10 protein-coding genes are annotated in these 12,325 nt (G+C 53.2%); 5 read left to right on the top strand and 5 right to left on the bottom strand.

Going from position 1 to position 12,325, the window contains the following annotated elements; translation table 11 throughout:
* Window positions 1-108: 108 nt before the first annotated feature.
* From EYC98_RS18290 to EYC98_RS18275, 4 genes are all read left to right on the top strand, one after another.
* Entirely contained in the window at window positions 109-3,456 is a 3,348-nt protein-coding gene (locus EYC98_RS18290; RefSeq protein WP_279246836.1) for an AAA family ATPase, read from the top strand.
* A 36-nt stretch (window positions 3,457-3,492) separates the two neighbouring features.
* A complete protein-coding gene (locus EYC98_RS18285; RefSeq protein WP_279246835.1) occupies window positions 3,493-5,091 on the top strand; it encodes a B12-binding domain-containing radical SAM protein in 1,599 nt (532 codons plus the stop codon).
* A 112-nt stretch (window positions 5,092-5,203) separates the two neighbouring features.
* Entirely contained in the window at window positions 5,204-5,929 is a 726-nt protein-coding gene (locus EYC98_RS18280; RefSeq protein ID WP_279246834.1) for an acyl-CoA desaturase, read from the top strand.
* Window positions 5,930-6,079: 150 nt separating this feature from the next.
* Window positions 6,080-7,426 carry a lipase gene (locus EYC98_RS18275; protein ID WP_279246833.1) on the top strand — a complete coding sequence of 449 codons (1,347 nt, stop codon included), beginning with the start codon at window positions 6,080-6,082 and terminating at the stop codon, window positions 7,424-7,426.
* A 45-nt stretch (window positions 7,427-7,471) separates the two neighbouring features.
* Here the strand turns inward: EYC98_RS18275 and EYC98_RS18270 are convergent, their stop codons facing one another.
* The 3 genes from EYC98_RS18270 to EYC98_RS18260 form a co-directional block, all read right to left on the bottom strand.
* On the bottom strand, window positions 7,472-8,248 hold the full coding sequence (locus tag EYC98_RS18270) for a glycosyl hydrolase 108 family protein (protein ID WP_279246832.1): 777 nt from the start codon (window positions 8,246-8,248) through the stop codon (window positions 7,472-7,474).
* A gap of 29 nt (window positions 8,249-8,277) precedes the next feature.
* On the bottom strand, window positions 8,278-8,712 hold the full coding sequence (locus EYC98_RS18265) for a nitroreductase family deazaflavin-dependent oxidoreductase (protein ID WP_279246831.1): 435 nt from the start codon (window positions 8,710-8,712) through the stop codon (window positions 8,278-8,280).
* Between the two features lie 112 nt (window positions 8,713-8,824).
* Window positions 8,825-10,060 (bottom strand): TCR/Tet family MFS transporter, encoded by a 1,236-nt coding sequence (locus tag EYC98_RS18260; RefSeq protein ID WP_279246830.1) that lies wholly within the window; start codon window positions 10,058-10,060, stop codon window positions 8,825-8,827.
* A gap of 164 nt (window positions 10,061-10,224) precedes the next feature.
* Here EYC98_RS18260 and EYC98_RS18255 point away from each other — a divergent pair, with 164 nt between their 5' ends.
* On the top strand, window positions 10,225-10,950 hold the full coding sequence (locus EYC98_RS18255) for a glycerophosphodiester phosphodiesterase (protein WP_279246829.1): 726 nt from the start codon (window positions 10,225-10,227) through the stop codon (window positions 10,948-10,950).
* Window positions 10,951-10,993: 43 nt separating this feature from the next.
* Here EYC98_RS18255 and EYC98_RS18250 read toward each other — a convergent pair whose 3' ends face one another.
* Complete coding sequence (locus tag EYC98_RS18250; RefSeq protein ID WP_279246828.1) at window positions 10,994-11,449, bottom strand: methyltransferase family protein; 456 nt, start codon at window positions 11,447-11,449, stop codon at window positions 10,994-10,996.
* Window positions 11,446-12,324, bottom strand: a complete 879-nt coding sequence (locus EYC98_RS18245) for a ZIP family metal transporter (protein ID WP_279246827.1) — start codon at window positions 12,322-12,324, stop codon at window positions 11,446-11,448. The genes EYC98_RS18250 and EYC98_RS18245 overlap by 4 nt, the downstream gene beginning before the upstream one ends.
* Window position 12,325: the final 1 nt, after the last annotated feature.

Genomic DNA, 12,325 nt, shown 5'->3' with positions numbered 1-12,325 from the left:
CGCAGGCTAAACTGGCACACGGGATCGTGACCATGACATTAGTCCTGCAAAAATTGAGAGGAGACCGTGGGGAAATTTGCTGACAGTGCCGCCCATTTCTGGAGCGAAATGCGCAGACGCAAAACCTTCGGTACCGCAGTCGGCTACCTTATCCTGCTCGCTGCGGTGGTGGGCCCGGTCAGCGACATTCTCGGCGGTCTAGGTGCACCCCAATGGATACTGCAGGGCATTATTGTTGTTCTGTTGCTCGGCTTCCCAGTGGTTCTGGTGCTGTCCTGGATTTTCGATTTCTCATTCCAGGGAATCGAGAGGACCGGGGACCTGGAGCCCGAAGTAAACAAGCCCGAGCTCGACCCGGAGTTGGTAGAAGCCGTTGCGGGCGTTCAGGGCCCCTCTGTCGAGATAGAAACCGGTACAGCGCATCGGCATCAGGTCACGCTGCTCAACATATCCTTTGTGCTAGCCAAAAACGGTGTTCTGGTTGACGACCCGGAAGAAATGCTGAGTCTGGTGCCTGAAGTGCAAAAGCTGGTCAGCGCACTTGCGGAGAAATACTCCGCCGTCGCCACCAGCAGCAACAGCACCTCCTATGAGTTTATCTTTGGCTATCCCACTTCCTACGAGAATGACGCCATACGGGCAGTGGTGATGGCATTAGCCGCAGCAGAGCATCTTCAGCGCCAAAGCTCGGAAGTCAGGGCCGGCACTTCACAGCAATTGGTATTGATGGCAGGCGTGCACAGTGACCATGTGGTCATTGATCAAAGCGACGAAGTCATGAATGTCGTCGGGACTGCATCTCAAGAAGCCAGCTGGGTACAGTCGCTGGCTGCCCCTGGTGAGGTGATGCTGGACGATTTCACCCAACAACTGCTTCGCAATCGGGTGGTGTGCGAGTCAGCTGGCAGTCACACCAATGCCCAGACAGGTGCAGTAAGTCCTATTTATAGAGCACTCGAGCTACACCAGCCTGAACTCGAGCCCGACGCCGATAACGGGGCCGCAGGCTCGCTGCTGGGGCGTCGTTCTGAAATCGAGCTGATTCTCGACCGCTGGCAGCGTGCGATTGAAGGCGAAGACGAATTCATTGTACTGCGCGGCGAGCCGGGCATCGGCAAAACCACCATTGTTCGTGAATTTACCCGACGCGCGCAGGAGTCAAAATCCGTACTGGTCATGCCACTTTACTGCTCCCCCCTGGAGCGCAACTCGGCTTTTCAGCCAATTATCGAGTTTATCATGGGCCAGGACCTGGGCTTGGGCAGCAGCCGCTCAGCTGCCGAAAGAACCGAGCGCATCAAGACGGTAATGATGGACCTGCAGATTGATGTTGAAAGAGCGGTGCCACTGGTGGCGTCGCTACTGTCGTTTGAAGCAGATGATGAGGCTGCTTTTAGCGAAGCCGCACGACAGGAATTAATGCAGTATTTGGTCGACTTTCTGCGCGCCACTGCCAAAAACAAGACCCTGCTTTTCATTGTAGAAGATTTGCATTGGGCTGATGCCTCAACATTGGAGATCATCAACTTACTGGTGAGCGAAAAATCCAACTCCGGCATGATGAGCTTGTTTACTACACGCCCAAAATTGCAGCTGGAGTGGGAATCGCGCTCAAATGTCACAACCCTTAACCTGCAAAAGCTGTCCAAACGCTCAACCAGTGAGTTGGTAAGCAATATCCTGCTTGAGCTTGATCCTCCAGAGGACTTCGTCCAACGACTGGTTGAGGAAGCAGGCGGTAACCCACTGTTTGCTGAGGAATTGGCGAAAGCGGTTTATGCTGCAGCCAATTCCAATCCAGACTACAAACTCAGCGAGCTGGTGTTACCTGCCAGCTTACAGCGTTCGCTGGCATCTAGAGTTGATAACCTGGGTGCGGCCAAGCCCTTATTGCAGCTGTGTTCTTTACTCGGCCGAGAGTTTAACTACCAGCTTCTGACGTCAGTCTCGCAAGCCAGAGATGAAACCAGCTTTCAGGACGAATTGAGACTGCTGGTCAACGCAGAGTTTCTTTATCAGCGCGGCTCAATCCCTAACAGCGTCTACTCGTTCAAACACACATTAGTGCAGGAAACAGCCTATCAATCGATGCTTAAGTCGACGCGCAAAGACCTGCATGCCAGGGTAGCAAGCGCGCTGGAGCAGACGGAGGGTCAAGAGGATTCCGTGCCCGAGGTATTGGCCTTTCACTACGAAGGCAGCATGCAGTTTGATAAGGCAATTACCTGTTTAAGCAAAGCCGCCAAGAGTGCGCTGCAAAAATATGCCATGACAGAATCCGTTGGTTTAACGGACAGCGGTTTGCGCGTCGTCGCCAATATGCCGGAATCCGTCAGTCGTGATATCGCTGAAGTAGGCTTACAGGCCATACGCGGCAGGGCGCTGCTAACCGTTAATGGCTACGCAGACCCGCAGGTAGAGAGGACCTTCAAGCGCGCGCTGGAGCTCTGCGATAAGGTCGGAGATATACCCCAGCTATTTACGCTGCTGTGCGGCCTTTGGTCCTATTTTCAAATAGGCGGGTCAGAAGGCGATGCCAGAGACGTGGGTGAGAGACTGATACGGCTTGCAGATACCGATGGTTCAGCGGCCAAGAAAGTTCAGGCCCACTACTGCCTGGGTTACAGCAAACAACGCGCCGGACAACTTGCGGAAGCGCTAGAACACCTAGAAATAGCGCAGAAAATTGCGCGGGATAATGCTGCCGATTACTGTGAGTTTTCTCCCAGCGGCGACGATGGCCGCATCCATAACCTGTCAGTTTGCGCCCACATACACTGGCATCTTGGCAACGCAGAACAAGCCCTTGAAATGAACCAGCAGGCAATTGACCTCGCCTACGAGCTAAAAAACCCGGTGGGAATCGTATTTGCCTCGTTCCTTGGCACCTGGCTCATGCAGAAGCGACTGGACTATAAAGAGACAATAGAAATGGGCATGAAAACACTCGCCCTCGCCCGGGAAAGAAACCTCAATTTCTGGATCGTTAATTCTGAATTTATTATGTCCTGGGCGCGTTTTCACCAGCAGCGCGATGAGCAAGGCCAAGGGCCTGAAGAAGAAATCACTAACATGCTCGATTTCATGCAAAAATTTCGCCAGTCAGGCGCTCTCTTTGGCGCCCCTGCAATGTGCCTCGATACCGCCGAAGCCCTCGCCATGAATAACAGACTTGAGGAAGCGGAAAACTACGTTAATGAAGCCCAACAGCTAGTCAATAACAGTGGTGAGAACTACGTCATCAGCGAGCCTCTGCGGGTGCAAGGAACCATAGCTAAAATGAAAGGCGATACCGAACAGGCCGTCGCACTTTACAAGGAAGCGATTGCTTTGGCAGAAGCCAACGCTTCGCTCGCTTACAGCTCACACGCTTCCAACGATCTGGCTCGACTATTAGCGGAGCAGCAAGAGCGACCGCGTGCGGCAGACGTGGAACATGAGACCAAAGCCCAATGAGAAAACCAGACCAACCTTAGACACAAGGATGTAAGCATGGGACAACTCGAGCGCCACCTGAATTCAATTAAAAGTACACATAAAACACCGAATAAACGCGTCCTAATCGTCAACTGCTATTTCCCGGAAATGCGCGAGTCCATCAAGCGCAGCAATGAAGTTCCCGACACCGCAGCCCCAGTGCTACTAGCCGGATTTTTCAACCCCGAAACCTGCGACGTCGTCTTGTACAACGAGGTCAACAGCGGGTTTATTGAAATTTACCAGCCTGCACTGTTGCAATGGCCAGACATCATCGTTCTTACAGGGCTCACCGCCGCCTTTGATCGCCTCTTACATGTAACCGCCTACGCCAAAAGTTATAACTCCTCTGTTATCGTCGCCGCCGGTGGACACGCGGTACGCTCCTTACCGCAGTACGCACGCCAATTTTTCGACTACCTCTGTCTGGGTGATGTAGAAGAAATTGAGGGCGTTATTGCCGAGTCTATGGGGCAACAGTACGTGGCCGAAGTCTTTACGCCACGCTATGACCTAGCCTATTGGATGCGTCAGCTTGGTTATGTAGAGTCCAGCCGCAACTGTAACTTTCGCTGTGATTTTTGCAGCCTTACTGCCACTGGCCTGCCCTACTCCGCGCAGCCCGTTGACTACCTGGAGCGGCAGCTGGATGCACTGGGCAAGCGCTTCGCAGTGGTTTTCAATGACAATCAACTGGTAGGCGATGGCAACAAAACATTCGATCAGCGCATTGCACCGGTTAAGGCCAGAATTGACGCCGGACAATTTCAACACTGGTTTGGCTTTGTAACTGATACTTTTTTCTGGGACGACACCAATATCCAGAAGGCCAGGCAGAACGGTTGCATCAGCTTGTTTGTTGGCGTCGAGTCTTTTGCTGATCAGGTGTGGCTGGACAAGGTCAACAAAAGTCAGAACGCCAAGCGCAATCAGGTAGACCTGATTACTCGCTGTCTGGATGAGGGGATCCTGTTCAAGTATGGCTTGGTTTTTGATCCTACGGAGCGCACAACAGCACAGATGTATCAGGAGATGGATATTATCTGCGATACGCCAGAGGTGCCGATCCCACTTTTCACCTTTACCGCAACGCCTTACCCGGGCACGCCAATGTTCAAACAAAGACTTGAGAACAAACAGATACTACCCAATACAAATATGCGCGACCTTGAAAGCTCTACGTTATGCGTTGAACCGATGCAGCCCATCGATGAGGTCGTAGATTTCATTAAGACCGGGAAAAATTTTCGTAATTATCGGAGTAAAGTCTACCGTCACCAGATAGAGTTCATGCGTCGCTACCGACATTCACTCGACTGGAAGCAGAAAATATACGCCAACCTCAACGTCGCTGCGATACTGTTTCCAAGAGCCTTTAGCAGCCCTCTATCATTTTCCAAGAAGGCCCGTCCACGCACCCACATCAGCACCACAGAGCGGCTGGATGATATCTACACGCCCTGCCTGCCAGTGGCAGCTGAGTATCGACACTATTTTGAGCCAACCGTGCTGGTTGATGCTGGCCGAGAGATAAATCCGCTGTTACAGGCCGACGTGCTGGACCGGGTGACACAAAGCCAACCGCTAGAAGTTCTTGCCTCGTCCAGTGCCTGACATAGAACACGCTACCGCTGTGATCTCGATGCAGGACAAAGCAACCCGCTATACTGCAATTTTGATAGTTCACTTACTCCCGATCACAGCCTTGATTATCGGAGCGCAGTCTTTGGACTGGTACGTCTTTGCACTGATTTGGCCGCTGCAACTTCTTGGATCCACGCTGGCATTACATCGATATTTTGCCCACCGCTCTTTCGCTACCAGCAGAGTATTCCAGGGTTTTCTGGCACTGTGTGCCGCCACAGCCTTCGGCGACCCCATCGGTTTTAGCGGTAAGCATCGACTGCACCATCGCCACACCGACACCGACGCCGACGTGCATTCGCCGACCCAAGGCGCCTGGTCATGCTGGATAGGCAGCTTGGTCGACTTCGGCTACCGCGAAGAGGAAGTTCTACGTAATACCAAAGACCTGTGCCGTTACCCGGAACTGGTCTGGCTGCACAAGCACAAGTATGTTCCAGCATGTATTATCGCTCTGGCCTTGTTCGCCTATGGCGGTTTCACCACGGTCGCCATAGGGTTATGCCTTGGCGCAGTCAGCATCATTCACCTGGCCGGAGCCGTAAACTACTTTTGCCATACCCGTGGCAGCCGACGCTTCAACACCAGCGATGACTCTACCAACAATGCCATCATAGCGGTGCTGGCGCTCGGGGAAGGATGGCATAACAACCATCACTATTATCCCTCCTCAGCTCGCGCTGGCCTCTACTGGTGGGAAATCGATGCTGTCTATTGGGTGATATGTCTATTGGAGCGTACAGGACTGATATGGGCCGTCCGTCGACCGCCCGCTCGTGTCTACCAAGCCGTGTCTCTAAAAGGCTAAACATACCCCGTTCTTTAAAAGAGTATGGACTCGCTAAAAAAACAAAGCCTCTATTCGCAAGTTCTTAGAACCTGAGCTATGCTCGCAGTCAAAGTTCACCGTCTATGCTCTGCTTAAGCAGTCCACAATAAAAATACAGAGGATACGCCCATGCTCGGTTATTTTTCACGCAGCCTGTTGCTAGTTTGCCTGCTTTTATCCGTTGCCTGTTCAGAAAATACTATTTTTCGCGACAGCTTTACGCAATGTACCGTTTCCGCGGCAGATTCCTGCGACGCTGCAGCAGTATCCATTCACGGCGTGGGAACCGATACAGAATTCCAGCTGGGTTTTATTGAATATGATGACCAGGGGCAATTGCGCGATAGAAAGCAAATGCGCACAGTGCTCAAAACTTACCGAGACATAGGAGGCAAGCGCGACGTTATTCTCACCGTGTTTGCCCACGGATGGCATCACAGCGCCAAACCCGGTGATACCAACATCGAGTCATTCAAGGAAATGCTGGCAAAAATATCAGCCAGCGAAACCATTGCAGCTGCGCAGGACAATCGAGAAAAGCGAGAGATTCTGGGTGTGTATATCGGCTGGCGCGGTGATTCGATGAGCATCAAATACCTGAATTCCATTACCTTCTGGGGCAGAAAAAGTGTCGCTCACGAAGTGGGGCAACAGGGCGTCACTGAAGCGCTGCTGCGACTAGAGGAAATCGTTAATGTGCGCGCCGGCTTCGAGATGGAGAATCCCAAACCACGCAACAGTCGAATGGTGGTTATCGGTCACAGCTTTGGTGGCGCCGTAGTATTTACAGCGTTACAGCAGGTAATGGCGGACCGCTTTATTGATAGTCGACCGGGGAAAACCTACTCGAATTCGGCTCAGGGGTTTGGCGATCTGGTAGTGTTGATGAACCCGGCTTTCGAGGCTATGAGATATTCCACGCTGTTTGACATTTCGCAGTCCTGCGGCGAGTCAAGTTGCCGAAGATATTGGCCAGATCAGATGCCGCGATTGGCGGTACTGACATCAGAGGGTGATATAGCAACCGGGATGGCGTTTCCGGCGGGCAGAGTCTTCTCTACCATGTTTGAAACACACGATACGCTCGAGCGCCACATCAACACGTCAGCAGAGAACAAACCAGTTCCCATAGAGATCAAGGAAAGTAAGGCAGATACCACTACCATCGGCCATTTCGAACCTTATTGGACCCATCGACTGGAACCACTCGCAAACGATAATTCACGCGACAAAGATTTTGTTCTGCGCAGCCTTGGTAAGGGCTGGTCTGAGCAAGATTATGGGCAGCAACTGGAATTCGAACACGTCGCGCTCAAGCATCTGAAGCGCTCACACCCCCTCAACCCGTATTTGAATATCTACGTGAGCGAAGAGCTTATTCCTGACCACAACAAGATATGGGGCGATCGGGTGATTGCCTTTATTGAAGATTTGATCACTATTTCTACTACCCCGATTCAGGCTGAACCCCAGTAAGGGGCAGCTGTTTTTGTCTAAGCCGGGGCATATTTTAGAAACTGCCTATTCAACCAGGCCCAGGGCCTGCCAGGTATTGTGCCCGGCGACACCATCGGCATCCAGACCAGCGTCTCGCTGAAATTCAATAAGCGCTTTTCTGGTTCCCGGACCAAAGTCTCCATCGACCTTCATCGCCGGCCATTGCCCAGCCAAGACCTGATTCAGTGCGCGCTGTAACTTTTTAACTCCGGGTCCTGCTGAGCCTTTTTTCAATATCTCATACGCCGGCACCGCGGCAGCTGGAGCTGCTACTTTCTCTCCTCCTGCAAGCACCGTTGCAATCTCTTCTACGCCGTCAACGCGTTTTTTCCAGCCGCGCCCAAAATCTTTCCAGTGACTTAAGGACTTGAGAAATTTGAGTCTGACTGCGCACATTTTTATAATGATCGCGGGTGGCTCCATGCTCTTCACTTTAGCGAAGGTGGCCGGCCCCAGAAGCCCATCGATTTCATCGCCCTGAGCCCCACAAGAGCCCTGCAGCCAACGAATAGATCGACTTGGCCCTGAGTTCACTGCCTGATCGAAGACTGCGTAGTCCAAGCCGTCCGGTAGCTTGTCGCACTGACACTTATCCCAGTAGTTGGCTTTATATATGGCGCCAGCTTCACGCTCAGTAATTTGCCGCAAATCACTCTTGCCGAGGTGCTGACCATAAAAGGCTCGAAAAACCTTCAGGGTTATCCCGCGGTTGGTAGCTCCACCCGGATCTTTAGGATGGTCTACATAGCCACCTTCGTGATTCAAAACATGTCGTAACGAAGACTCAAAGTTTTTACGCACGCTATTCCCCAATGGGTTGAAGATGAATGCTATACAGCCTCGGCCAGAAACACCGGAATTTTGCGTGTGGTATTCGCCTGGTACTCGTCGTAGGGAGGATAAGCAGCAACACTGGCGGACCATAGCTGGCTGCGTTCTTGCTCGTCCGTGACTTCACGTACGCGCATGGAAAACACCTCGGTCTTGTCCCGTATCTGTACATCTGGATTGGCACGCAGGTTGTAAACCCATACTGGATTTTTGGGCTGACCACCCATAGAGCCTATCAACACATAAGCACCATCAACCTCTACTCGCATCACCGGAATCTTGCGTATACCGCCGGTCTTGTTACCGGTGTGGGTCACAATAATACAAGGCATACCCGTGTCCATAAGTGTGGTGCCTTCGAGCCCGCCGCTACCCTCATAGAGCTCTACTTGATCACGGACCCAATCTAATGCGGGTGGAATATAATCTGCCATGGGTTGTACCTCTATTGAGTGGTAAGGGATTTTTCTTCGAAATTTAACGGCTACCTTACATCTACCCGGAGAATGGTGCCAGTGCGCAGAGTTGCGCCGCTTACCCGTCTAATTAGCGGGTGGCTCTGCGCATGCCCGGTATCAAAATCAAAGTGCTGACCACTACTAGAGTCGCGGCGAGAAAGTAGCTCACTCCAGGAAAATACAGCGGCGCGCTGGCGCCCGTAAAATAACCAAATAGCTGAGTCATCAACAGCGGCGCAATAATCGCCGCCAGGCTGGAGGCGCTGGCCAGCGAACCCTGCAGCTCGCCCTGCGCATTGGACGGCACGCGCGCCGACATAACACCCTGCACGGCGGGACCTACAAAACCCTGAGCGGCACCGACCAGCAAAAACACATATACCATCCACGCCTCGGTGACAAAGGCATAACCCAGAAAGCTCAAACCAGCGCAGGTCAGGCCCATATAGGCCGTGGTAACCGCGCCCCAGCGATCAATGACCCAGCGAATCAGAAAAGCCTGTGTCAGCATCATCAACACGCCAACAAAACCCAGCGAAAAACCAATCTGGCTTTCACTCCAGTCAAAGCGTGCAATAGTGAAGTAAGACCACACTGCTGGCAGTGATTGATGCGCCACCAGAAAAAAGAACAAACCAAATACCAATCGTCCTACTAGTGGATACTGCCGCAGATGCGCAAAGGCACCCAGCGGGTTGGCACGCCGCCAGTCGAAGGGACGGCGGTTCTCGGGCGCCAGGGTTTCCGGCAGTACCAGAAACCCGAACACCGCATTAACCAGAGCCAGCACTGCGGTTGCGTAAAACGGCACGCGCGGGCCCAGCTCGCCAAGAAATCCGCCGAGCACCGGACCGAGAATAAAACCACCACCAAATGCGGCTCCCATCAGGGCAAAGTTCTTGGCACGCTGTTCGGGCGGAAACACGTCGGCTATATAGGCGTTGGCAATAGCATAAGTGGAAGACGCGCAACCGGCAATCAGGCGCCCAGCCACTAGCCAGGCCAGCGTTGGCGCCCAGCCCATCATCAGGTAGTTGAGCCCAAAGGCCAGTAGCGACAGCAACAGCACAGGGCGGCGCCCGAAACGATCTGAAAGATTGCCCATGACCGGCGCGAAGAAAAACTGCATCAGGGCGTACAGGAACATTAACCACCCGCCATAAATAGCGGCGGAACTGATTGGCTCGTTGGTGACCACCATAATCAGCTGCGGCATCACCGGCATAATAATGCCGAAACCGATGGAGTCGAGCAACACAGTGATAAAGATAAAGCCCAGCGCGAGATTGGGGTTCTTGATATGCGGCGATGGGGAGTGACTCAAACGTGCGACCTGTTGTGGCGGTGCTCAGGGGGTTTATGAGCACCGCATAGAATTCTTGCCGTTAAACCGCAGTCTAGCTAAATCCATGTTTTAGTACAAAGCCGCATTGCCAGCGCCGCCGGATGGCTGTAATACTGCGCCCACTGACTGGAGGAAACATAACCATGATTGTCTATGGTCATCGCGGCGCTCGTGGAGAAGCCCCTGAAAACACTATTGCAGGCTGCCAACATGCTGTCGCTAGAGGGGTGCGCCACCTGGAAATTGACCTACACCTGTCGCGCGACAAACAGTTAGTGGTAGTGCACGACAGCACCCTGCGCCGCACCACCGGTGTGGCGGGAAAAATTGCTGATCTGACTGCCGCGCAACTGGCCCGCCTGGATGCGCGTCAGGATGGCACGCCCTGGCCCAATAAACGCGGCACTGGTATACCAACGCTCAGTAAGCTGATGGCCGCGGTACCGGAGATCAAAAGCTGGCAGTTAGAACTTAAACCCGGCAAGGCACGCTATAACTCACAACTGGCCGACGCGGTATGTGAATTTTTGAGTACTTCAAACCGTGGCCGTATTGTCACCTCAAGCGATGCAGCTCTAGTACACCAGATCAAGAACCGGTTACCCGACCTGGACACAGGCCTGGTATCAAGCTTTCCTGATCCGCAAGAAATACTGCAACAGGCTGGATGCAACTACCTGATTGCGGGCTGGAACTCGCTCACCAACAGCGAGCAGATCAAACGGCTGCAAAAACAGGGCATTCAGATCAGCGCGTGGACCGTCAATGACGCCTCAGCGATCACCAACCTGCACCGCATGGGAGTAGATAGCGTGATTAGCGACTACCCTTCAATGGCAATGCCACTGGTAGCAGCGCTGGAGCGTTAGTGCGCTAGTCTCAGTGCGCCCTAATCTCAGTGCGCAGCTGCCATCAGATCCAGCGGCGTACGTTGCTGCAATAAGTTTCAAATTTTTCGCCAAACAGCTCACGCAGCATCTCCTCTTCAGGGCGAATAAAGCGGACTTCAATAATCACCATAAACAGCGGCGGTACTAGCAGAGAAGACAGTGCGCCTACGGTAATCGCAGAACCCAACAGTACCAGCGTCATGCCCAGGTACATGGGATTGCGCGTCACCCGATAGACACCGCCGGTGACCAGCGCGGTGACGTTTTTGAAGGGTACCAGATCAGTTTCTGCAACTTTGAACATGCCACCGGCATGCACCAACAAGATCATCCCCACCACTATGGAAAATCCGCCCAGATACCAGCCAAAGGGGCCCGTAAAGCGCGCCAGTGGTAAAAATTCATTACCGGCAAAAATGGTAACTAACCCAATGACCAACCAAATGGGCGGATAAATAATGCGTTTGGGGGTACTCATGGCAGAATCTCCAGGGCATGTACAGCGTCAGGTTCAAGACCCCCAAGCGCAAAAGCCAGCCCGATGCCCAGCAAAAATGCCAGCGTCAGTTTTCCCTTATCATGGCTGTGGAAATGCACCTCGGGTAACAGGTCGCTCAAGGCGATACACAGGAACACGCCGGCAGAAAAGGCCAGCGCCGAACCAATCACCAACTCGCGGGTATCGCCCAGCTGAGCCACACCCCAAAAGAATAACAACGCACCCAGCGGGCACAACAGGGAGAACATCAGGTTAGCCCGCGTCTGTGCTCCTTTACTCCAGCCATCGGCCTTCATCAGGGTGGTAATCGACATAGCGTCCAGCGGCTTGTGCAGTAAAATAGCCAGCAGCACCCCCAGGCCCACCAGAGTGGTGCCAGGTTCCGCCAGGGCCTCAGCCTTAATGCTGGCGCCCAGAGCTATGCCATCAATCAAAGTATGCAGGCCCAAGCCGATAGCCATACCCAGCCAGCTGATAGAGCGCACAGTGTTATTAGCCGCGGGCTCATGATGATGGCCCGAGCCGTGGTCATGATCATGGTGCGCTTCTTCGTCGCTACTGAAATCATGCTGATGAAAGTGAAAGCTGCGCAGCAGCAATAGCATCAGTACCAATCCGGCCATGACCCACCACAGCGCAATCTCTACCGCATGCGCGCCGCCAATCTCGGCGATCCCGTGCGGCAACAAGTGAAACAGTGCTACACCGAGCATCAACCCAGCCACAAAGCTCATGGCGAGCTGCGTGCGGGTATGCGTCATTCTGATCAGGCTCGGCAGCCACCCACCCAGCAGTGATGCTCCGACAATCAGGGTAGAGTAGAACGCCAGGATGTAATATGGGCCCGAGGACATG

This window comes from Candidatus Litorirhabdus singularis, assembly GCF_026262625.1.
Taxonomy (GTDB): Bacteria; Pseudomonadota; Gammaproteobacteria; order Pseudomonadales; family Halieaceae; genus Litorirhabdus; species Litorirhabdus singularis.
Note: the sequence above shows the minus strand (reverse complement) of the source record. Positions and strands in the feature narration are given on the sequence as shown.

What these genes read in the sequence shown, in the direction of transcription:
- EYC98_RS18250 (WP_279246828.1), bottom strand. Translation starts at nt 11,449, where the DNA reads ATGAGTACCCCCAAACGCATTATTTATCCGCCCATTTGGTTGGTCATT.
- EYC98_RS18265 (WP_279246831.1), bottom strand. Translation starts at nt 8,712, where the DNA reads ATGGCAGATTATATTCCACCCGCATTAGATTGGGTCCGTGATCAAGTA.
- EYC98_RS18275 (WP_279246833.1), top strand. Translation starts at nt 6,080, where the DNA reads ATGCTCGGTTATTTTTCACGCAGCCTGTTGCTAGTTTGCCTGCTTTTA.
- EYC98_RS18245 (WP_279246827.1), bottom strand. Translation starts at nt 12,324, where the DNA reads ATGTCCTCGGGCCCATATTACATCCTGGCGTTCTACTCTACCCTGATT.
- EYC98_RS18255 (WP_279246829.1), top strand. Translation starts at nt 10,225, where the DNA reads ATGATTGTCTATGGTCATCGCGGCGCTCGTGGAGAAGCCCCTGAAAAC.
- EYC98_RS18290 (WP_279246836.1), top strand. Translation starts at nt 109, where the DNA reads ATGCGCAGACGCAAAACCTTCGGTACCGCAGTCGGCTACCTTATCCTG.
- EYC98_RS18285 (WP_279246835.1), top strand. Translation starts at nt 3,493, where the DNA reads ATGGGACAACTCGAGCGCCACCTGAATTCAATTAAAAGTACACATAAA.